The organism is Bradyrhizobium sp. ma5 (assembly GCF_042258955.1).
In the GTDB taxonomy this organism is placed as follows: Bacteria; Pseudomonadota; Alphaproteobacteria; order Rhizobiales; family Xanthobacteraceae; genus Bradyrhizobium.
The window spans coordinates 6,386,083-6,407,449 of sequence record NZ_CP170156.1 but is presented as its reverse complement, the minus strand read 5'-3'; the positions used below and the strand labels follow the sequence as shown (position 1 = coordinate 6,407,449).

23 protein-coding genes, 1 tRNA gene and 2 pseudogenes are annotated in these 21,367 nt (G+C 59.1%); 5 read left to right on the top strand and 21 right to left on the bottom strand.

Annotated features, from left to right (window positions below; genetic code table 11):
- Window positions 1-64: 64 nt before the first annotated feature.
- The 5 genes from ACE103_RS30220 to ACE103_RS30200 form a co-directional block, all read right to left on the bottom strand.
- The gene (locus ACE103_RS30220) at window positions 65-799 is read right to left on the bottom strand and encodes an alpha/beta fold hydrolase (protein WP_375776025.1); all 735 of its coding nucleotides are present in this window, start codon (window positions 797-799) and stop codon (window positions 65-67) included.
- 152 nt (window positions 800-951) lie between these two features.
- Entirely contained in the window at window positions 952-1,422 is a 471-nt protein-coding gene (locus ACE103_RS30215; protein WP_375776024.1) for an adenylate/guanylate cyclase domain-containing protein, read from the bottom strand.
- A gap of 1,162 nt (window positions 1,423-2,584) precedes the next feature.
- The gene (locus ACE103_RS30210; RefSeq protein ID WP_375776023.1) at window positions 2,585-2,845 is read right to left on the bottom strand and encodes a hypothetical protein; all 261 of its coding nucleotides are present in this window, start codon (window positions 2,843-2,845) and stop codon (window positions 2,585-2,587) included.
- A gap of 60 nt (window positions 2,846-2,905) precedes the next feature.
- Entirely contained in the window at window positions 2,906-3,103 is a 198-nt protein-coding gene (locus ACE103_RS30205) for a hypothetical protein (RefSeq protein WP_375776022.1), read from the bottom strand.
- A 96-nt stretch (window positions 3,104-3,199) separates the two neighbouring features.
- Entirely contained in the window at window positions 3,200-3,412 is a 213-nt protein-coding gene (locus tag ACE103_RS30200) for a hypothetical protein (RefSeq protein WP_375776021.1), read from the bottom strand.
- A gap of 502 nt (window positions 3,413-3,914) precedes the next feature.
- Here ACE103_RS30200 and ACE103_RS30195 point away from each other — a divergent pair.
- Window positions 3,915-4,118 carry a cold-shock protein gene (locus tag ACE103_RS30195; protein ID WP_375776020.1) on the top strand — a complete coding sequence of 68 codons (204 nt, stop codon included), beginning with the start codon at window positions 3,915-3,917 and terminating at the stop codon, window positions 4,116-4,118.
- 371 nt (window positions 4,119-4,489) lie between these two features.
- On the opposite strand, the gene ACE103_RS30190 is transcribed toward ACE103_RS30195, so the two are convergent.
- From ACE103_RS30190 to ACE103_RS30180, 3 genes are all read right to left on the bottom strand, one after another.
- Window positions 4,490-4,675, bottom strand: coding sequence for a hypothetical protein (locus ACE103_RS30190; protein WP_375776019.1), 186 nt, complete (start codon window positions 4,673-4,675; stop codon window positions 4,490-4,492).
- 640 nt (window positions 4,676-5,315) lie between these two features.
- Window positions 5,316-5,516 (bottom strand): hypothetical protein, encoded by a 201-nt coding sequence (locus ACE103_RS30185; protein ID WP_375776018.1) that lies wholly within the window; start codon window positions 5,514-5,516, stop codon window positions 5,316-5,318.
- A 569-nt stretch (window positions 5,517-6,085) separates the two neighbouring features.
- On the bottom strand, window positions 6,086-6,301 hold the full coding sequence (locus ACE103_RS30180) for a hypothetical protein (protein ID WP_375776017.1): 216 nt from the start codon (window positions 6,299-6,301) through the stop codon (window positions 6,086-6,088).
- 285 nt (window positions 6,302-6,586) lie between these two features.
- Between ACE103_RS30180 and ACE103_RS30175 the strand changes: the two genes are divergently transcribed.
- Both ACE103_RS30175 and ACE103_RS30170 read left to right on the top strand, forming a co-directional pair.
- Window positions 6,587-6,760 (top strand): hypothetical protein, encoded by a 174-nt coding sequence (locus ACE103_RS30175; protein ID WP_375776016.1) that lies wholly within the window; start codon window positions 6,587-6,589, stop codon window positions 6,758-6,760.
- Window positions 6,761-7,742: 982 nt separating this feature from the next.
- Window positions 7,743-7,961: a hypothetical protein gene (locus ACE103_RS30170; RefSeq protein WP_375776015.1), complete on the top strand. Its 219-nt coding sequence runs from the start codon at window positions 7,743-7,745 to the stop codon at window positions 7,959-7,961.
- A 749-nt stretch (window positions 7,962-8,710) separates the two neighbouring features.
- On the opposite strand, the pseudogene ACE103_RS30165 reads toward ACE103_RS30170, so the two are convergent.
- From ACE103_RS30165 to ACE103_RS30145, 5 genes and pseudogenes are all read right to left on the bottom strand, one after another.
- Window positions 8,711-9,355 (bottom strand): annotated as a pseudogene (locus ACE103_RS30165) (GntR family transcriptional regulator); the annotation flags it as partial.
- Window positions 9,356-9,420: 65 nt separating this feature from the next.
- Window positions 9,421-11,145 carry an FAD-binding protein gene (locus ACE103_RS30160; RefSeq protein WP_375776014.1) on the bottom strand — a complete coding sequence of 575 codons (1,725 nt, stop codon included), beginning with the start codon at window positions 11,143-11,145 and terminating at the stop codon, window positions 9,421-9,423.
- Between the two features lie 10 nt (window positions 11,146-11,155).
- On the bottom strand, window positions 11,156-13,024 hold the full coding sequence (locus tag ACE103_RS30155; RefSeq protein WP_375776013.1) for a TRAP transporter large permease subunit: 1,869 nt from the start codon (window positions 13,022-13,024) through the stop codon (window positions 11,156-11,158).
- Window positions 13,025-13,035: 11 nt separating this feature from the next.
- Window positions 13,036-14,046, bottom strand: coding sequence for a TRAP transporter substrate-binding protein (locus tag ACE103_RS30150; protein ID WP_375776012.1), 1,011 nt, complete (start codon window positions 14,044-14,046; stop codon window positions 13,036-13,038).
- A gap of 39 nt (window positions 14,047-14,085) precedes the next feature.
- Window positions 14,086-14,535 carry a type II 3-dehydroquinate dehydratase gene (locus ACE103_RS30145; protein ID WP_375776011.1) on the bottom strand — a complete coding sequence of 150 codons (450 nt, stop codon included), beginning with the start codon at window positions 14,533-14,535 and terminating at the stop codon, window positions 14,086-14,088.
- A gap of 124 nt (window positions 14,536-14,659) precedes the next feature.
- On the opposite strand from ACE103_RS30145, the gene ACE103_RS30140 reads away from it, so the two are divergent.
- Both ACE103_RS30140 and ACE103_RS30135 read left to right on the top strand, forming a co-directional pair.
- Entirely contained in the window at window positions 14,660-15,478 is an 819-nt protein-coding gene (locus ACE103_RS30140; protein ID WP_375776010.1) for a sugar phosphate isomerase/epimerase family protein, read from the top strand.
- 69 nt (window positions 15,479-15,547) lie between these two features.
- Entirely contained in the window at window positions 15,548-16,237 is a 690-nt protein-coding gene (locus ACE103_RS30135; RefSeq protein WP_375776009.1) for a hypothetical protein, read from the top strand.
- 345 nt (window positions 16,238-16,582) lie between these two features.
- Here the strand turns inward: ACE103_RS30135 and ACE103_RS30130 are convergent.
- From ACE103_RS30130 to ACE103_RS30095, 8 genes and pseudogenes are all read right to left on the bottom strand, one after another.
- Window positions 16,583-16,658: transfer RNA gene (locus ACE103_RS30130), tRNA-Ile, on the bottom strand.
- Between the two features lie 69 nt (window positions 16,659-16,727).
- Entirely contained in the window at window positions 16,728-16,931 is a 204-nt protein-coding gene (locus tag ACE103_RS30125) for a hypothetical protein (RefSeq protein ID WP_375776008.1), read from the bottom strand.
- A gap of 503 nt (window positions 16,932-17,434) precedes the next feature.
- A pseudogene (locus ACE103_RS30120) lies at window positions 17,435-18,134 on the bottom strand (alpha/beta hydrolase).
- 239 nt (window positions 18,135-18,373) lie between these two features.
- The gene (locus ACE103_RS30115) at window positions 18,374-18,631 is read right to left on the bottom strand and encodes a hypothetical protein (RefSeq protein WP_375776007.1); all 258 of its coding nucleotides are present in this window, start codon (window positions 18,629-18,631) and stop codon (window positions 18,374-18,376) included.
- A 302-nt stretch (window positions 18,632-18,933) separates the two neighbouring features.
- On the bottom strand, window positions 18,934-19,179 hold the full coding sequence (locus tag ACE103_RS30110) for a hypothetical protein (protein WP_375776006.1): 246 nt from the start codon (window positions 19,177-19,179) through the stop codon (window positions 18,934-18,936).
- 288 nt (window positions 19,180-19,467) lie between these two features.
- The gene (locus ACE103_RS30105) at window positions 19,468-19,647 is read right to left on the bottom strand and encodes a hypothetical protein (protein ID WP_375776005.1); all 180 of its coding nucleotides are present in this window, start codon (window positions 19,645-19,647) and stop codon (window positions 19,468-19,470) included.
- Window positions 19,648-20,660: 1,013 nt separating this feature from the next.
- Window positions 20,661-20,876, bottom strand: a complete 216-nt coding sequence (locus tag ACE103_RS30100; RefSeq protein WP_375776004.1) for a lipocalin-like domain-containing protein — start codon at window positions 20,874-20,876, stop codon at window positions 20,661-20,663.
- A gap of 40 nt (window positions 20,877-20,916) precedes the next feature.
- Window positions 20,917-21,072 carry a hypothetical protein gene (locus ACE103_RS30095; RefSeq protein WP_375776003.1) on the bottom strand — a complete coding sequence of 52 codons (156 nt, stop codon included), beginning with the start codon at window positions 21,070-21,072 and terminating at the stop codon, window positions 20,917-20,919.
- Window positions 21,073-21,367 lie beyond the last annotated feature (295 nt).

Genomic DNA, 21,367 nt, shown 5'->3' with positions numbered 1-21,367 from the left:
CGCTATCGGCGGCTCTTGACCCGGAGCGATCATGTTTGCTAGGCGGCAACGTTTCGAGTCAATATCACCTAGTCAAAAAGAGATTAATTTCGTCGAAGAAGCGAGCACTGGCAGGTTCGTGCTTCAGGAAGAGGTGGTTTCGCCCGGGAAGTGCAACAAAATGAGCCCCTGGGATTGCAGTCGCCATTTGGCGACCCGTATCGATGGGAACCATAAGATCTCCGCGTACATGCATGACGAGAGTTGGAACGCGCACCTCCGGAAGCAATTCGCGGACATCGAAATCTGCTACGACTTCAAAGTATCGAGCTGCGCATTCGGGTGATGTGGTCTTCCGTTGGAGATCGTTGAACCAATCAGCCTGCTCCTTTGTGCATTCGGGAATGAACTGCGACGTGAACATTTGTCGGAATGCTGGTTCATCCATGCCCCAGCCAAGGCGGATCAAGGTTCCCATTGCTTTTCGCTTCTCAAGCTCGTCAGGCGATCGCTTATTGCGGCCCAACGCAAAACCGCCATATAGAATCAGGTGAGATATGCGCTCTGGATATCGAACAGCGTAAGCGATGGATATCGCACAACCTTGGGAGACGCCAACGAGCGGAAAACGCTTAATCCCAAGGGCATCTACTACGGTTTCTAAATCACTGACCCATGCATCCAGAGAAAGCTCATCGACATCCCAGTCCGACAGGCCGTTGCCTCGAGCGTCGTATCGAGCCAGCGTATGGTTTCTCGCCAATCCCTCCAGAACGTGATGCCAGATCGGACTTTCCCAATCGTACTCAAGGTGATTCATCCAGTTCGCCGCTTTGACTAACGGGGGCCCATGGCCCACGGTTGCATAGGCAAGTCGTACCCCATCGGGCGATCGGCAATATTTGATTTCCTGCGTCATGCTGACTGAACTGAAGTTGACCGAATAGACCTCCACGGGCTTCGCAATATTTTTTAGGTTTCGAAGTCCCAGCTTCGCCCACAGCTGAACGAGAGTTTTTCGAGCAAGTGATCGTGTGCCTGACGCGAAATGTAGATTCCACCCGGTTCGGCGATACTTTCGAGTCGCGCCGCAATGTTAACGCCATCACCGTAAATGTCGTCGTCGTCGCTGATGATGTCGCCTAGGTTTATACCAATTCGAAACTCGATCCGCTTGTCGACGCTTGCCGTTGCGTTCCGCTCGCTCATCCCGCGCTGGACTTCAACGGCACAACGTACTGCGTCAACCACGGATGCAAACTCAACCAGCATACCGTCCCCCGTGGTCTTGACGAGACGTCCCCGATGTTCCTCGATTTTGGGGTCGACTAACGCTTTCCTGTGACCCTTCAAGAGTGAGAGCGTGCCTTCCTCGTCGACGCCCATGAGGCGACTGTAGCCGGCTACATCGGCAGCTAAAATTGCTGCAAGTCTACGCTCCATGACATGTCCTCCAATAACCGTCATCTACTATCATAAGCTTTGAAAACGTTCTCTCCGCTCCGAAGTAGAGACCCCGTGGCGAAGAACTCCTCTGCGCCATGCAAACTTCGATGCATCAAGCGCGACACGGGCCGCTCGCCTCTAAAGGATAGGCGATTAACCTCTGCTAATCCGCAATTTTAACCTTAGAGTCACTCAATGTCAGCAGGAGCCGCGCAGGGGATCAAAGTTGCAGTTTTGGTGGTGAAGCCGACGTCACGGCTACGCGGTCCGACTGCAGCGCCCACCTTTCGGATCTAGGCCGTGTACCTATAAACTCGGCGGCGCATGTGACTGGTGACCAGGTCCGCTTTGCTCCAATAGCGACTAAGTTCGTGCAGTAGCGCAATATGTCGCGATGGGCCAGAAGCTGAAGTTTCAGCCTTGGCAAACGTGCCGCTAATGCTTGAAGGAGAGAACAACCTTATTGTAGGCATCGGCGTTCTCCCATGGAACGGGATGTCCGCTTGCAGGGATTTCAACTCGCTCGCGATTGGGCAGGCAGCGCTCTAACTGATCCACGACCAGATGGAACACGGAAGGAGTTTGTTGGCGTTGGACAAGAGCGTAGGCGCCGTGATCTTCCTGGCCATTTCGCAGATAAAAACTGGTCGCGGCCGTTTCGTGGTCGCATCCGCCTGATACGACGCAACGTCGTCCAGGTTCATCTTCTGCTGAGCGTCCGACCGGCGCTCGTAGGCTCCCGGACCGCCGATTGCATTTGCGATCACAGGAATGCCCCGGTGCACATCGCCAGCCTTGAGAGCCTCCCTGGTAACGGTCCAAAAGACGCAGGCCGTAGCTTCGCCTCAATCTTTGGCTGACATGGTCAGCAAGTCAGCGCGGGGGGCAAGCGCGCGGGCGACTTGCGCCCGGAGTGAAGCGCCTGCACCGCCAGCCGCGATCGCGCTCCTCCGGGCTGCGCGTCGCGTTGCAGCCGCCGCTTATCGCTACGGTTCTCCGTTGAATAGCCGCCGCGTAGGCCCGCCACCCAGCGAGGCGTTGCCCCGGCTCGGCCGCCCACGGCCCCCAGCCAGCCGGGCTGGGGCAGCCGGCGTTTTGACCCACTTCTTGCGTAGAATGCTGCGCCCCGTCGATCCTTTTGTGGTCGGAGCTCCGGTAGTCATCCCTCGATAGCGAGGCGACCCAGGAACGCATTGCAGGCCCGCTCGGCTTCAGCGAACGTGCTGAAGGATGATCCGGACACCTGAGCCGCGGGCATATTCAAAAAGTCTGGACGATATGACGCAACAAAACCGGGCTCTCCATGCAAGCCACGTCCACTTCGGCTCTCGCTGCTGATAACGAACGAATAGTCGTCGCTGCTTGCGATCCAAATTTCCAGATCCTCAGCAGTTTCCACGCGACGAAAGTGCAGGGCCATTTCACCCTCCACCAGGCAGAGGTCCCGGCTTGGTCCTCCGCAATCATCCAGATGGACGCTTTAACCCGCTTTTGTGCGATTGGCCGCTTCAGCCTCCCGCGCCATTCGTTCGGCTTTTAGGCGCTCTCGATTATCGTGGAGCGCTTTTTGCGCTTTGGCGTAATCGGTCAAAGCTTCCTTCGCCTCGGCCTGCCTGAATACCTTACGAGCTTCGCGTTCCGCTGCCGTGGGTGCCCGCCGTTCTCGGTCATTGATCATCGTTGACCTCCCATTTTGGGCTTAACAGTCAACGCACAGAGCTCGCTTTCGATCCTATCAGCTTGAAGCGCGACGAACTCGAAGCTACACCAACGATCATTTTCGGTTTCGGTCGCGGCGCACCTTCTGAAGTTCCTCCGGTCCCTTGATAAGCTTGCGCTTGCGGCTGGCTTGATCGTCCGGGCTGGCCCTGGGGTCGGTCACCTTGTCGATTGCATTGCTGGCCAGTTCGCGGGCGCGCTGCTTTGGGTCTTTGCGGCGGTGCTCGTCTTCGCGCTCATCAGTCAGGGACTTGATCGGTACGGTCAAATCGAGCTCGTTGTGCCTTAATTGGCGTCGCCCAACGGGGTCAGATAATCGCCAACATATCGTCCTGGCTCCATCGGTATGGGCCAACTGAATAAGTACGCCGCCGGGCTCGAAATACGCTGTCCCGGCGGCGTCATTTTTTCCAGCGCTGGGCCCCGAATTCCCAGTGCCGGCAACTTAGCAAACACCGGCCCAGCAAACTGTTGCAAGGCTAGCACAAACCTTAGGGAAGAAGAGCCGGCGCCAGGGTCCGGTACGCCAGTTCCTCCCGAAACGTGACCGTACTGTTCTATCCCCATCGTTCCCGTCCCTCAGAGAAGCCTGCGCCGACCTGCTTGCTGATTTACTAGCGGCGCCACTGAGGCAGGCCGAGTTAGATGGAGAATGGATATCGTTTTTGGGCGAGCAGGCCGCCGCCGATTCATACTCGGCCGGGTTTTCCTTGCAGCCGGCTGCGCTATCGACTTAGGGTGCCGTCGTTAGATCAAAGGAGATTTGACTAGTGGCGACAGGTACAGTGAAGTGGTTCAACCCCACCAAGGGTTATGGTTTCATTCAGCCCGACAACGGTGGCAAGGACGTCTTCGTGCACATTTCAGCAGTTGAAAAGGCGGGACTGAGCAGCCTCAATGAGGGTGCGAAAGTAAGCTACGAAGTCCAGGAAAATCGCGGTAAAGCATCCGCGGAAAACCTTAGGGTGGGCTGAGCCCACAGTCGAACAGATGGCATTGCGGGAGTTTGGTGCGATCCTTGGCCCTAGCGCCCGGTCGCTTTCCGTTTACGCCCCCGCCGTCGGCAGCTTGTGTCACGCATCAAGTGAGCGTGAGATGTGAGGCCGATCACATTCGAAAATCGCGTATCGATCTAATGACCCGGGCAACCCGCGGTGTCGGAGGATAGCGATGCCAATATTCAGCAGCGAAAAGTGGTCGGGAACAGCCGCAGCCTCAGTGTGCGGAGTGCTCATCGTAGCAGCGCTTGGCTCTGCGATCGTTGGTTACGTGGAGTGGTCGTCGGACGCCAACCTGGCCCAATTCATGGGCCGGACGACCGAGGTGGCCGCCGCTACGTTACCGCTCAAGGGACGAACAGGTTGCGAGCAAAAGTCGCCCGCGGCGCTTTCTCTTCCGCTCGAATGACGCCGTCGGTTGATGGAGCATTCACGGGCAAGCTCTTAAAGATGCGCAGGTCAAAGGTCGGAGGGTTTCCAGGCATGAGGCGCGAGAAGATCGCGGCAAGGACCGTGCTGGCTGCATTGGCCATTGCCACTGCCGTTTGGGCAACCATAGGAGCGCCGCAGCCGAGCTCAAAATCGTCTGTACACGTCGCCAGTAGGCGATGACAGATCGTGGCGGCGGCCCCGATTGTGTATGTCATCCTCGCTGGATAGCGGAAGCCGGATGGGCCCTGCGGGGTACCCCCTGAGACGCTGGCAGGAACGCTGCGACGTCGAGTACAAATCAGGCTGCGGCGGATGTACCGGCAGGGCGCGCCGGCGCCGCCGCACCTGCACGCATGATTGCCCGTCCAGGGTTGATCCGGGTGGCTCTCACGGACCCAACCGGTATCGTCGCACACGATGCAGCGCGGCGCGGTCATCGCATCAGATTGAAGAGCTCAAGGACATCAGCAAGCCGAAGCTTCGTGCCGTCTGGCATATGCTGGAGCAGGAGACTCCGCGTGTCCGCGGCAATCTCGTATCGCTTGAGTGGGCTCTTGCTCCGCATGGAATCGCCGCATGTTGACGGCGAATTCCCTGGCCACCTCTGGCGGGATCTCAAGCGGATTTCGGGTCGGCATGCGCTAATGTAAGCACAACAATACCACCGCTCACTAGGGCAAGACGCACTGAGCAGCGGCCTTCAGCGAAACTGAAGGGGACGCTGCCCGGGCGATCTTCGAGCTAGCCCTTCGTTACGATCGGAGCAGGAGCTTTTCCAACCGGATACTTTCCGACCGGGGACTTGCCAACCGGATATTTGCCAATTGGCATCTTGCCAATCGGAGCCTGTTCGGCGACCGGCTGGGGACGAGGGAGGTCGGCCGCACTGGCAGCAGCCACGAAACCGAAAGTCGCGACTCCAACAACCAGAAACTTCAACATCGTGATCTCCGAGAGGGTAGTTGAGCACGATCACCCTTACCCTCTAAGGGCTACAGGGCAATTGTCGCTGTATCAAAGCTGGTGCTCTTGCGGTCGTTTCTTTGCCGGAGTGACAAAAACGACACGGAGCGATTACTTTGCGTGGTGCTGGATATAGGCGGGCGAGACGAAGCGCGTTCGGTGGCACTTGTTGCATATTCGGCGCCGTCCTAAGCGAGCAGATCATTTCCAGTCCGCAAGATTTTCACGTAAGTCCCGCTTTCGTGGATCTCCAGCCAGTCCTGCGCCAAGGCGTAGTTCAGACCGGCGCCGAATTCGGCCGGCGTGCCCTTGTCCCGATATGGAAAGGGTCTGTTGATCGTCTAGATATAGACGCGGCCGTCTTGAGCGGGCTCGAACGCTCGAGCGTGCTCCATGAGTCTCCGAGCGGCTTTCTCGGGATTACCGTAGGGACGATCTGCGGCGAGTTTCATCGGCGGGGAATCACGATTTCCATACGGCACTGAATGGCATCGCGTGGCTGGTCGTGTCATGCCAATTCGGCACAAAATGCGCGAGCCCGCCTTCGCTCACTGAGACAGTCCCTTTCCTACACCCCTGGCGAAGTCGATCACCTTGCCCAAGTCCATCACCTTGCCCCAGTCCATACGCGTATCGAGCCAGCCGACCTTGCCGCATGCGATGCACTTGAGGTGCGCCGAGATGTCCGACCAATCCCAGTCCGGAAGGTCGGCAAGCTTCAGCCGGCCGTTGTGATGCTCACAGCCGACACAGAAGACCAGCACCGTTTTGAAGCCGGCGTTGCGATCGACGGGAACGGACTAGTAGCGGAGGAAGTGAGCGGGCTTCGGGCGACCCCTTCACCAAATAGCGCACCATTACCGATGCGCCGCAACGATTATCGACAGTCCACGTCTGCAACGAGCCGTCCTTCGTTTTAGTGGGCCCCGTGAGACAGCTTTGTGCATTCGCATTTGCGGCAAGCACGAAAGGCACGAGCCAAACCGCGAGTGCTCCGGCAAGAGGATGGCATCCTAGCTTAGTCATCGCATGGCTTTCGGATGATAGGCATGCCCGGGAAATATGTCGTTGAGCCGGATTTTGCGAGGAAAATATCATCTATCGCGACGGCCGCGTTTGCTGAACATGGGCGGCGAGGAACAAAATCCTTGCATCGCAAGCTGGCGTGGCTTGAGCGCACCAGTCATGGACAAGAAGCAACCTTAACGACGGAAATCTTTTGACTGATCGCGGGCCAGACGTTTCCGTAGAGGTCATGTTTAACGTCATAATCGCCCTCTTGATTATTGTGAGCGTTGGCGTGCTCATTGCCCACGCCATCGACGCGCTGCGGTCCTGAAGGATCTTCTTTCCGCTGAGATTTAAAGCGCCTCGCGCAAACTCAAATGAAGGCAGCACGGAGCAAAGGTGGTAGCGCGCCGCAGCAACTGCGAATTCCGCTAGATCAAACTGGGGAAAGGAATAACTTCATAGACGGTGATTGGCCGCCCCAACCACCTACGCCGCCTTAGCCCCAGTGCTGGGGGCCCAGTGGGCCATGGACGTTGGAATGAAGAGAATTAGCGCTGACTGGTTCACCATCGCAGGATGCCTGGTAATCGCATTGGCTTCATTGGCGATCGTCGCCATGTTCGTTTTCTGAACCGCCGCGTTGAACCGGCCAATCACCGCATCAGCCTGAACGGCTTTCGCATGCGCCCGAGATAGGTATTGAGGGCGGCTTTTGCGTATAATCTACGGCGCGTCTTGCGGCCGTCGCCTCATTAGGTCCATATCCTCGAGGCGCTCGTCTATGCGCCGGTTTACGTTCTCGTCGTGCAGTCTGTCCTCGCGTCTACCCGCCCGCGCAGCAGCCACGGCGAAGCCGGCGATAGATGATATCGCGATGCTCACATAGGTCCACCAATGCATTTCAGGAGTCTCGCACCAGCCGCAGGCTGAGCTGGTGCCGGCCGCCGATATGTCGATCGACGAAGGCCTCAAGTGCGGCCGGCACCTCGATCAGCTCGATGTCGCAGCGGCGCTAGATCTCGCGGGCGATGTCCTCGGAAACGTCTTCGGACCAGTGCTCGGCCGTGTTGAAGCCGATCGCATAAACGCGCCGAATCCTGTGCGAGAGAAGTCGCTAGACCTTGGGGGCGCGAGCGAGCGATCGATGCGTGACGATTTGGTCAAGGCGCAGTCTAGAATGCGAAGAGCGAAATGATGAGCAGCACTGTTAGCGCCAAACAGGCGCAGCCCGCCAAGGTAACCCAGTCGAACCGCGCTGACATGGTGAGAGACGCTCATCCCGTCCACGGCGAAAGCATTGACGTAAATCAACGCGTGACATCAGCCGATGTTCTGCAGGCCAATGTGACCCACTGGAACAGACGTTCCAAAAAGTGGGTCAATGAGCGGCAAATTATCGAGCGATTTCAGTAGGCGATCTCGGCGCTGGCGATCCCGGCAGGACTCGAACCTGCAACCCGCGGAGTAGAAGTCCTCTACTCGTGCAGACTTCGCCAACCACCGATTGACCACCGAAACACCGTGAACAAAGGGCGATAAAGGTGGTCAATCAGGATCGAGCTTCTTTGTTTTTGTTGATTTTTTCGGTCGCTGATTACGTTCGGGACGCAGGGCTGCGGGTCGGCAACGGGAGCTGATAAGCTCCTTTTAGGTTGATAAGTACCCTTGATCCGCATCGTTTGGGGTGAGCGACTGAAATCGCAGCAAATGCGAGCGCCCTCCGAGCGCACCATAGTCCCAAAGCGGAGGTACGTCGTTGCTATGCGCTTCACACTGGCTGGTGCGCGAAATCATCCGCTACCACAACGCCCGAGACGCGCACGCTTGATACGTCCGAACGATAGCAGAAGGGACTGCATACTACGCTACATGTCCGCTTATCGAGCGATAGGTGACAAACGTCTCTTGGTCGCACACCGTCAGGTTTTGACCCAAGTGGACACGTGATGCCGTATTTGTCGCGAACTTGATGTCGCAGCGCAGTTTTTCAGAAGCCTGTTGATGCAGCAAATAGGGTTGCTGCGCTCCTATGCGGGGCGACGTTTTTGGCGCCCGGCCTTTCTCGCCTCTTTAGACGAGGTATTTTTGTCAGGTCGAGTTGTGCCTTCCGAGAGTCCAGCCAGAAGAGTTCTGGCCGGACTTCCGAAAACCCCCGCGTCATCCTTCGATAGCGCGTGATCGACACATCCCCGGATATGCGAAACCATGATCGTCTGCGCTAGCTTCCAGTCGCGAACCAGCGCGGACTCCAGGAGCGCCTGGTGCTCGCGCGCTGCAATCTCTCCGCGGAACACCACGGCAATCATCTGATAGCGAAGATAGCGGTCGTAAGCCGCCGCGTGAGCGGCGAGGAGAACGTCGGACCCGCAAGCCGAGATCAGCGAATGATGGAAATCCCAGTCGCACTGTTTCCACAATTCCTGGTTCTGCCGCTGCCCTTCCAGCATGCGTTTTTCCATGACGCCCAGCTTGTGATGGGCGGAAACAACTCTGCCTTCCCAATCCAGGTCGCCAGCGGCGAAAGACTGTTCGAGCGCATGGTTCTCCAGCAGCAGGCGTAGCTCAGCCACCTGCCTGAAGTCAGCCGCGGAGACCGGCGCGACCTCGAAGCCCCGTTGGCCTTCGGCCACGATCAAGCCTTCTGCGCACATTCGGTTCAGAAGTTCGCGCAACGTCGGAATCGACGTGCCGTAGCTCTCGCTGGCGCGCTCGAGTCTCAGCTTCTGGCCCGGAGCCAGGACGCCAAAAATGATGTCAGACCGGATTCGGCGATAGGCGGATTCGCCGATGGTCTCGGTCGGTTGGATCTTCGTCAACACGTTCGGCCTCTCATTCGGGACGAATCTATCACGTTTGGTTGGGATCGCATGGCTCAATCCGCCTGTTTCGGCCGGTTGTCCAAGGCGTGCGCTGCGTCCATCGCTGCCCGCCAGGCAAAAACCATCGCCGGCCCGATCATTGTCCCGGGCCCCGGATACGTCCCCCTGAAGATAGAGGTGGCGTCGGCGCCGGCCGCGTACAGCCCCCTGAGCGGGACACCACCAGACCGCACCACCCGGCTTCGCGCGTCAGTGCGCAGGCCCGCACTGCTCGCAAGGTCGGCAGGCCAGACCGCCACCGCGTAATATGGGCCGGGACCGATCTTTCGCAGGCAGGGATTTGGTTTGCAGTCCGGATCGCCGTTAAAGCGGTTCAGCGGACTCGCTCCGCGGCCAAACTCTTCGTCGAAGCCAGTCTGGGCGTACTGGTTGTAGCGCTCAATCGTCTGCATCAATGCTTCACCAATAGCTCCGATCTTGACTGCGAGCTCGGCAATCGTGCGGCCCTCGAACAGGTAGCCGGCTTGAGTGAAGCGGCCCAGATTGCGGGTCCCTGGATAGATAAGACCCAGCCCGAAGTCGGAGATGAAGCTTCGATCGCAGACTAGATAGGATGGCACGCGTGCTGGCGAACGGTTCGACTTCAGCATGCTTTCCACGAAGTCGTGGTACGAATTGGCCTCATTTACGAATCGCCGGCCGCTCGCATCCACTGCAAGCAGTCCAGGTTTTGCGCGATCCAGCATGATGTGCGGAAAGATGGACAAGTGACCGTCCGGCTGTTGCATGATGGAGCTGGGCATCCAGAGTGCTGGACTCTTCGTGCTTTCAATCTCTCCGGATGCTCGTTCGCCTGCGAGGATGCCGTCCCCGGTGTTGGGATCAGGAGAAAGTGAAAAACGTCGCGTGTTCTCGGGAAGAAACCGCTCGCGAAGTGCTTCGCTCCATCCGATCCCACCAGTTGCCAACACGACGCCTCGGCGAGCGCGAACGGTGAATTCGCCTGCCGGTGTCGACAGAACCGCCCCTGCGATCTCATCACCGATCCGGACCAACTCCTTCAGTGCGGTCCGATAGCGGATGTCGACGGCCAGTTTCCGTAGGTCGTTGAACAGCCGCGCGACGAGCGCGTTGCCCATGATCAGGCGTGTTCCGCGGTTGAACTTCAATCGATCTCGGGCATGCCGGGCGAGCAGGCCCACAACATGCCTGAAATTGCCCCACGTCCGGAAAGGCGCGAGCAGAGGCTGAATGTCATTCTTGCCGACCATCATGCCGCCAAGCACCATGAATTCCCGTCGCGGCGGCCGCACACGCTCGAAGTCGGCTCCAAGCTCTCGTCCATCAAACGGGACTGCCCCCAATGCCCGCCCGCCAGTGGCGGCTCCGGGCAGGTCACGGTAGTCGGGGTGAACGGGCGGTGGGGAAAAGACGACGCTGGTCCGCTGTTCGAGATAGTCCAGCATGACCGGCCCCAACGTCAGAAATGCCGACAGCCTTTCATCGGACGCATTGTCTCCCAATAAACCGGCAAGGTAGATCTTCGCCGCGTCTATCGAGTCCGGCACTCCCGCCTTCCGGCTTTGGCTGCTACCGGGTATCCACACTGATCCGGCCGAAGTCGCGGTCGTTCCCCCAACCATGTCGGACTTTTCGCAGAGGACGACGTTCAACCCCTCCAGCTTGCCGACAAGTGCCGCCGTCATTCCGCCGGCGCCGGCGCCGATCACGAGGAGGTCTGTCTCGCTATCCCAATGGCGGTCATTGGCTGACGTCATGGCGCTCTTTTTAAAGAAAGCCGATCGAAATCCAGGGCACGAAAGCAACCAGCAGAAGCCCGACCAGCAGCGCGATCATGTAACCGACGATCGGCTTCAGTCCCTCGTCCGGATGTACCCTACTGATGGCGCAGGCGGCATAATAGCCCACACCAAACGGGGGAGCGAACAGACCCACGCCCATCGCAAGGATGATGACCATGGCGTAGTGTACTTCGTGGACCCCGACCTGCTTCGCGATCGGAAACAGAAGCGGGCCGAACAGAACGACGGCGGGAATCCCCTCGAGCACGCTGCCCAGCACGACGAAGGCCGCGATCGAAACCAGCAGGAAGGTCGGCACGCCGCCGGGAAGTCCCGCCATTGCGTGGGCGAGATCGCGCGAGAACCCGGATTGTGTCAACGACCACGCCATGCTCGTCGCGGCACCGATGATGAGCAGGATCGCGCCCGAAAGGGATGCGGTATCAACCAGCATCGGATAGATGCGCCGCCAATCAAACCGGCGGTAGATCAGGAGGCCCGCGAGCGCAGCGTACGCGATGCCGATCGTCGATACTTCAGTCGCCGTCGCGACGCCCTCGATAACGGCGGCCCGGATCACGAACGGGAGCGCGACAGCGGGAAGGGCGATGACGAAGGTCCGTCCGATCTCGCGGGCCGAGGCGCGTGTTACATGTGAAAGGTCTTCGCTGCGATTACGACGCCACACCACCAGGCAGAGGATCGCGCCGACGACGACGCCCGGTAGCAGACCGCCGGTGAAGAGGGATGCGATGGAGACGCCGGTAACCGACCCGATCGTGATCAGGACCAGGCTTGGCGGAATGGTTTCGGTCTGGGCGCCCGTTGCGGCCAGCAACGCGACGAGTTCTCCCGGCTTAGAGCCTCGTGCCTTCATCTCGGGAAAGAGAGCCGGAGCGATCGCGGCCATGTCCGCCGCTTTGGATCCGGAAATGCCGGAGACCAGATACATGGCACCGATCAGCACGTAGGAGAGGCCACCTCTTACGTGACCCAGGAGGCTTGCGAGGAAGTTCACCATCGCCCGGGCCATCCCGGTCATCTCGATCAGCAGTCCGAGGAAAACGAAGAGGGGTACGGACAGAAGGATGAGATTGGAAATTCCCTCTTCGATGCGCCCCACCACCACGACAATGGGTGTTTGAGTGGTGAGGGCCTGATAGCCGAATGTGGCGAGACCGAAGGCGAACGCGATCGGCACGCCGGCGAAGACGAGACAAGCTACGATGCCGACGAAAAAGATCACGAGGTTGAGATTGCCGAGGTCCTCCAGAGTAGGCTGGAGGAAATAGAGGCCGCCGCCGACCAGGGCGGCTGCGAGCAGGGCGCCGAACACGTGACGCGAGTTGCCTACGGCAAGCAGCCTAGCGACGGCCACCGCGATCATAAGGGCGAATCCGACCGGCAACGCTGCCGCTCGCCATGCGTCCGAGATTTGCATCGCCGGCGTCGTCACTGGAATCTCGTCGGTGGCGAAGTCGTATGCGGACGGCAGGATCATCAACAGGAAGGCGAGCCCCGCAACCGTCGCGACGACGTCCAGCGCGAGGCGCATTGGGGGCGAAAGCATGCCGACGAACGCGGTCATGCGCATGTGCTCCGACCGGTGGAGGGCCATGGCGGAGCCCAGCATCGCCAGCCAGAGGAAGAGAGTAGAGGCGAGTTCATCCGACCAGATGATCGGGTGATGGAAAACGTATCGGGATACGACGCCACCCAGGAGGACGAAAACCTCGACGAGGACAAGTGCGGCCGTCGGCACAGCGATCGCAATACCGAGCAGACGATCCAGCTTACGCAATGGGCCGACCCGCGCCGAGCTCGAAGCCTTCGACTGCGTCGGAGCGGTCGCCATTTTTACGGGCATCAGGCGAGGCTGCCGGAATACTTTTCCAGCACGGCCCAGGCTTCTGGACCGTACTTCTGCTTCCAGTCGGCGTAGAAACCGGCTTTGGCCAGCGCCTGGCGGAAGGGAGCCTTGTCGGGACGGTTGAAAACGAGCCCCTTGCCCTTGAGGATGCCTTCGAGATCGACGTTCAGCCGCTCGGTCTCTGCCCGCTGCTTCTCCGTGGCGGCTTCGAAGGACCTGGTGATCAGATCCAGATCATCCTTGGCAAGCGACTTGATCCGCTTGCCGTTGGCGATGATCCACAGGCCGTCCCACATGTGTTCCGTGATCGAGCAGTATTTCTGGACCTCGTAGTATTTGCCGGACTCGATGATCGTGAGCGGGTTTTCCTGCCCGTCGACGATCTTGGTCTGAAGGGCGGAGTACAATTCGTTGATCGTGATGGAGGTCGGCGACGCGCCAAGGGCGGTGAACAGGGAAACCCAGACCGGGCTGGGCGGAACCCGCATTTTCATGCCCTTGAGATCGTCGACGGAAGCGATCGGACGATTGTTGGTTGTGATGTTGCGATAGCCGCTATCGAGGATCTTCGGAAAGGCGTAAATGCCGACTTTGTCGAGACCGGCGCGGATGCCCGCGCCAAGCTCGCCGTCCATCGCCTGCCATACGTGGGCGTAGTCGCTGAACGCGAACGCCATGCCGCTGATGCCGGCGACCGGCGAGACCACCTGCATCGAGATGCCAGATGCGGTCATCATGTCGAGGGCCCCTGAACGAACCTGGGTCAACATCGCTGCGTCCGAGCCGAGTTGCGCGCTTGGAAAGAACTGGATGTCGATGCGGCCGTTCGATTGTTGTCGGATCTCGGCGCAGGCCGCCTCCATTGCCTTGGAGGAGGGGTGACTGTCGGCGAACTGGCCGCCGACCTTGAGACCGACCTTGCCGCCTTGCGCGATGGACGGTGCGGCCCACATCGTCGCCATTGATCCGATCGCCGTCGCGCCGAATTGCCGTCTTGTCAAACCCATTGTCCCCTCCGTGTCGGATTTCTTGATTGGTGAGTGCGATCAGGTCTTGCCGGCTTTCGCGAATTCGGCGAGCGCGTCAATCGCGAGGACATAGCCTGTGGCGCCGAGCCCAGCGATCACGCCCGTCATGCCATGCGACATCAGTGATTTCTGGTACATCGGCTCACGCTTGTGGATGTTTGTAATATGTACTTCGACCTTTGGGCCGTCGAACATCTTCAAAGCATCGAGCAACGCGACCGAGTGGAACGACAGTCCGGCGGGGTTGATGGCGACGCCGACCTTGGTTCCGCGGGCCTCATGTAACCAGTCGATCAGGGTCGCTTCCGAATTCGATTGACGGAAGTCGATGTCGAGGTCGTGCCCCTTCGCCCTCTCGACGCACCGATTCTTGATGTCGTCGAGCGTGTCGCGTCCGTAGATCTCCGGCTCCCGCACACCGAGCAAGTTCAAGTTTGGTCCGTTGAGGACCAAGATCGTCCCGGTCATTCAGATTTCCTCCGTCCCGCCGGCGGCAGGGATTTGTATGGGTATTCTATAATCACTTGGTGAAACTAAAATCAACTGGTGATTATAAGATCATTAGGTGATACCACTATTGCATAGGTGTTCCATGCCCTCTTTTTCCCTCGCGGCACTGACCGCCCTCGAACTCTCACCGCCTGAACTCGTCGAGGTGGCGGCGGCTTGCGGTTTCGAGCACGTGGGCTTTCGCCTTTTGGCCGCGACACCAGGCGGATTGGCCTATCCGCTGATGGACGATGCGAAGCAGTTGAGAGAAACGAGGTCGCGGCTCGACGCCACCGGCATCCGTGTCGCGGACCTGGAAGTCGTCGCGTTCAGGCCGGAGACCGACGTCGAATCCCTGACCGCCTTCCTCGAAGCGGGCCGCATGCTCGGAGCACAACACACGCTCGTCGCCGCCTACGATCCAGATCTGTCGCGCTTCTCGGACCGTTTCGCGCGATACTGCGAGTTGGCCGCATCTTTCGGGCTGACAGCCGATCTCGAATTTATGCAGTGGACGCACGTGCCAGACTTGAACACCGCTGTCGCTATCGTCGAGAGAACCTCGTCCGCAGCGGCCGGCATTCTCGTAGATGCGTTGCATTTCGATAGGTCGCGCGGGTCTCTTGAGCACCTGCACAGAATCTCATCGTCGCGGCTTCACTATTGGCAGATGTGCGACGGGCCCGCCGAGCGGCCTTCGACAACGGAGGAACTCATTCACGCCGCCCGCGAAGAGCGCATGTTTCCGGGCGAGGGCGGGATCGATTTGGTCGGTCTGACCAAGGCAATGCCACCTGACATCACAATCAGCATCGAAATCCCTACGGCCGAACTGGCGAAAACGATGAATGCCGAAGCGCGAGCACGCCGCGCGCTGCACGGAGCGAAGGCTGTCATCGCGGCGGCCGGCATCATTTCGTGATCCTGCTCACGGCTGTGCCATGGTTCTCGACCATGGTGGTGCCAACCAATAACAAGGACTGAGGTAGTCATGTCGCTTCTTGGTAAGGCCGCTGTCGCAATGTGGTGGAATGTCCTTCCTGAACAACGTTCGGAGTTCGGCGATTGGCATTCTCACGAACATTTTCCTGAGCGGATGAGCATCCTCGGATTCCGGCGTGGATCGCGATGGACGAACTCGCTCGATGCCGAGGGGTTTTTTGTGCTCTATGAACTGGAGCGGTACGAAACCCTCACATCCAAAGGTTATCTCGACAGATTAAACGCGCCGACGCCATGGTCGACGAAGATGATGCCTCATCATCTCGATATGGTGCGCAGTCAGTGCCGGGTAGAAGTAAGCTTCGGTAGCGGTGTTGCGGCTTCGTTGGCGACGATCAGGTTTTCTCCTCAAACTGGAAACGATGATCTTATTCGAACGAGGCTCGCGGAACGGTTGAACGGATTGGCGTCGAAGCCTGGTTTGACGGGCGCTCATCTCCTTGTCACGAATACGCCTACGACCAGCGCGCCGACCACCGAGCAGCAGATTCGGGGAACGGACGGCGCGGCCGACTGGGTCGTTCTGCTTTCGGGTTACGATCCCCAAATAGTGGAGGAAGCCGTATCTAGATTCTTTTCCGCCGGCGCGCTCCAACTCCTTGGTGCCAAGGAGAAGTCGATCATGGGTCTCTATAAGCTCGCCTTCACCATGTCTCCAGCAGATGTGGTGACAATCTAGTTCCTTTGGCGGCGATAATGAGGGACCAACTCCCGACGTCCGCTTCTGGCAGAAGCCGAAGGCCCGCTCGTCTGTTATCCGCTCAGCACATTTGGCTAGAGCGGACGCAACCTAGCTTGGCAGCCACGGGTGGCCTTTGACGTGACCGCGTGGAAAACGCCCGCCGCCCGTCAGGCCTTTCTCCGTTGGTGAAAATTCCGCGGATCTTCCACATACTGTCGCATCGCACTCATCATGCGAGTTCGCCCGTCGCCTTCGCGAACGTACAGAGCACGTATCTGGTGCGGTTTCTGGTGCGGTCGTCGCGCTGCGGGCAACCAGGACCCAGCAAGATATTGATCTCATTGGTGGGCCCGGCAGGACTCGAACCTGCAACCAGACCGTTATGAGCTGTCGGCTCTAACCATTGAGCTACAAGCCTCGCCGCGGGACGGTCGCAGCTTGCGCGGCCTTTCCGCAATTCATGGCGGCGTTCGCAGCCGGCAAGCCGTCATCTACGAAAAAGCCGCTGGCCGGCTTGCTGCATGAGATCGGCCAGCTCATCGCCGACGAGTTCGGGGCGCGCAGGCGAAAGAGCCCCAGCGTGGGAAACGCTGAGGCTGAGTTTGTACCTAAAGTCGGGGCGGGCGATCAACAGCGCCCCTATGATGAGCCAGTGTGGTAGTTCCAGCCATCCCATCGCGGTCTTGATCATATCGGCCTACTTCGTCGCCTTGACGCGTTCGCCTGGAAACCGAGCGATGAGCTGCGCACGAAAATTCGCGATTTCTCGAAGTAGATCGCCGCGGCCCCGCCCCTGCGGAAGCTTGCGAGCGGTGGCTTCTAGCTTTACCGCCATTTCTTGCAGCTCCTGCAAGTCGTTCACGCTGGGGGCGGGCTGAGGCCGTCATTTGATCCGCCGATTTTATCTCTTGGAGGTCGGCAGCTTCGATACTGCGCCCCTCTTACATCCTCCCGCTATAGCCTGCGTGCAACAGCGACCCCCAGTTTCCCGCTGCGAGTGGTCGCGCTGCGTTTCGGCGGGAGCAGGTGGTAATGCAGGTCAGGGTCGCTGTCCGCTTACGTCCGCCACCGGTACCTGATCTCATGGCACCTCGTGAAGGGCGTCACGCTTGATGCGAGGCGCTATTCGCAGCGCGGGTTTGGCCTGATCGACGCCGCCAGCCCTGGGACAAGGCCGACGGCGCGTCTCGAGCTTCAGTTGTTCGACGTGGCACGCACACTCTTTGCTGCCTTCGCGATGAGGGCTGCCACGACGTCCGGCCTCGAGACGTAAATCGCATGGCTGCCCGGAGCTTCCTCAACCGTGGAGTCGGCGCGCTTCGACATCTGCCGTTGGGCTGGCGGCGGGATCATCTTGTCGTCGGTCGCGACGAGGTACCAGGTCGGCTTGGACTTCCACGCGGGTTCGGTCAGTGCGCCGGCGAGTGCATTGACGCCCCACGGCACTTGCGAGTCGGCCATCAGTGCAGCCTTTGCTTCACTAACATCGGCCGCGAACGAGGCGCGGAACTTCGCCTTGTCGAGGAACAGGAAGCCATCCTGCGGCGGCAGGATCGGCGGGACGGGCGCGCCGGGAGGCGGGTTCGCGATGAGCGACTGAACCGACTCGCCCTTGTCCGGCGCAAACGCGGTTATGTAGACAATGCCTGCGACCTTCGGGTCGGTGCCGGCTTCCGTCACGACTACGCCCAGGATCACCGGGCTGCGCCTGCGAGATCGCGCGCCGCGTAAACGCCACGTCGTCGGCAAGCGACGTTGTCGGATTCTGTACGATGCTGACGTTGTACCCGTCCTTCTTGAGGATGTTATAAACGCCTTCCCAACCCGCGCCATCGACGAAGCCGCCGTGCACGAGGACGACGCTTAAATCGTTTAGTGAGCAAGGTATGATCATTCCGGCAGCCCGGCTCGTCGCAAACCTTCCGCACAAGATCCTCAGCGTTTCCAATAAGGGCCGAGCTTGGTCCGGAGAGTTGACAAGCTGAGAGTCGAACTTTATTGCCGCCAGCAGCGTGTCTCTGACCGAGCCGAGCGGCAGCCCGCTTTCGCGCCTCGTGTGCAGATTTATGGCAAATTTCTCATTCGCTCGTCACGAAAAAAGAGGCCGCCGATCGGCGGCCTCTTGGGCGCGAACTACCAAGTGGTCCATTTGTCGCCGTGCCAATAGCCGCGACCCTCGTGTTCACGGAAGTTGAACCGCTCGTGCGGCCCCCAGCGCCAATTGTCCTCGTGGACGACGATGCCGGCATCCCGTGGATAATCGTATGCCTCGTGGGTGTGCCAGCACACCTGCCCAGAGCACACGATGGCAGCCGATGCGCTCATCGCGGAAGCGGCCAGGAAGCCTACGCCGAGGATGGCGCCAATGGCCGTTTTGCCAAGTAGTCTCATTTCATGCTTCCTTCACGTCGAAAATCATTGCCCGTGCGCCAACACATCGGTTTGGCATCCGTTCCGAGTATCGGGAAAAATATGCAATTCTGGAGAACTTGTTGGTCTTCCCCCGCATTTGATCAGCCGTGTTAAGGCACGCACTCCACTTCGCCAAAAAAATCATAGCGCGGCTGCGCCGGTGCCAATTTGTGCGGGCTCGGCCGCACGAAGAGCGTGCGACCGCGGGGATGGAGCGAGCGGCTCAATGCGTTGCCTCGAACGGCTCAGTGACAACAGCAACGAAAGCAGCGGGCGTGCAGTTAGAGCGGGGCACGAACCTGCTGCGCGGTTGGAAATGCAAGGTTTTTCGCCGCCCTCGATTCCACGAACAGGCTGGACGTCACGATCAGTGCCAGTGAGAACAACGCCACCATCGACATGCATGCGAACTGATCGCCTGCGCCCATCTCAGCCACTCCGCGTTTGCTTCGAACGGTGAACGTGGCAGAAATCGGTTCGTTCCAGAAACCGGGAAAAGCATGCAATGCTTGGGCGGCCATGGCCAACGTAAGCGCCTGTCTCGGCATCGGCGGCTGGCGATAGATTCGACCTACTACGAAGGGCTGTCTGCTTTGGTAGGTCTCTATCGCTTTATCCCCACCTCGAGAGGCGCTTGAGGAACCACACCCTTCCGCGGCCAATGCCTCCGCGCTCAGGTCATCCGTCGCCAGTCGCGCCTTGACGAACGGTGTGGGGCGGCGTGGCGCACGTCGTCATCCTTCGATGGGACTGTGATTGTGGCCGGCATGCGATAGAGGGCGTCCTCCTTGAACGGAGCAGACGCGAGATAAGCCTTACATCGGCTCGAATCTGTGAAGTAGTTGATCACCACGCCAGAGCTCTATTGTTTCGTTGTCGAGCAACTGTTTCGCGCGCTGGCTGACGGCGGCATCATTCGCGCAGTGAATATCAATTCTATTTAGAATCCGATCATCTGCGCCTATTACGTAGACGCGATATTCCTGAAGTGCCATCGGTCCTCCACCGTTGAGGCCATATGCCTGCGGCGTTCAGAATCGTTTTAAAGCAGCATCTAAGATGTGAGCCAACGAGAAAGTTGCCGCTTTTTCCCAACCTTGGACATTTGCTGGATTGCGCGGCGGAACTTCGTTCACCCACGCAGAACCCCAGAGGTGGGGGCGATCGCATTTTGAGCGTGGTCGACTTGCACGGCGGGAGCGACGCAGACGCAATCCAGCGGGTGCAGGATTTAGTGGACAGACATTCCATGGAGCTATGGAAGGGCGCACAGCTGCTACGCAAACTCGAAAACCAGCGAAGAAACGGCCCCAGCGAGGGGGGCAAGCTGGGGCCGAGTTTTCCACTTTGGTCGTCATCCTGCGCCGCCTAGGACGGCACCGGATATGCATTAAGTGCCAGCGAACGCGCTTCGTTCCTGCAAGAATTTGATCGCTCCGCAAACGTCCTGGATATGCAGAAAGTGCCAACTCAAAAAATGAACGGCCCCAGTGCCCCGGGGAGAGCACTGAGGCCGCTTGTCGTCCCGCTCCTCAACACGACCGCCTTTTTAACAGCGAAACCTGCCACTTGTTCCCGAGAAAGAACGGCCCCAGCGCATTGCTTCGCTAGGGCCGTTCCTTCTCCTATGCTGTCTCGGACCGCGCTTGCCTCAAAATAACGGGCCTTACCAGGTCTAAAGGGTTTTCTTAATGAAACGTCGACTTGCCCGGCAGCCGGATCATCGAATCAGGCGCGCGCGTCGTCAACTGACATATGTGAATCAAATCTAATATTTTGCCGCTTTTTCCCGAACCGGGGACCTGCACCATAGCGCCGCAGGCCGAGAGCACTGAGATCGGTCGCGGCCGAACTCGCGCCGGTGATCGGCGCGAGCATTCGATTAGCGCGTTTAGGGAGGCTAGGACGTCCGTCGCGGCAGCTAGACTAAAAGCGCAGAGCCTGATTCAGGGGTCGCGCGCTGAGCAACTCAAGCGAACCAGGGCAGTGACTCGACACGCGGTCTTGATCACAAGCTTGTCGTCCTCAAGGGCGTAAAGCGCACTTGATCGGTGCCAAGTCGACGTCCATCCCATTCGATATCGATGTGATGGACAATCTTTCCTGGCGCGAGCTTATACGTACCGCCATATGCAAGCATCGACTTAACCAGCTTAATCCGCTCCTCGTCGGTCGGCTCGGTGTGCGGATGTGGTTGGTCGGCTGAGACGAAGAACGCGATCATTCGTCCGTCAGCAGCGTAGTTGAGATATCCGTCGGGTTGCTCACCCCATTTGGTTGTAGCGCTCGCTGGTGCCCGAGACTTCGCGGACGAACGACTTCAGCTTCCAAGTTCCTAACAACGGATTGTCTTCGGCCGCTGCGGGCATCGCTCCGAAAAGGGTAAGTAGCGACGGGATCAGCACGGTTAGACGCTTCATGCTACCTCCGCCCAAAATAGGATTCGCGGTCGGCCAATTCCCCGGCAATGCACACAGTGTAGCGCCGTTGGACGCTTCTAGAAACAGGCAACCTGTCCGAGGGTTTGTTGTTGCTATCGTTGCGCCCTTCGGAGCGTTCCTCCCTCGATTAGCCGGCTTTTCTTAGTACAAGCCTGCTCGCTGGCGAGCACTGCGGCTGCGCGTGTTCCCGCGATCTCTGTACATGCCCGCGCATTCGTTGCCGCAGGGTCGAGCCAACCAGGGTGCTGCTGGCGTGTGACCACGTCACTCCGCA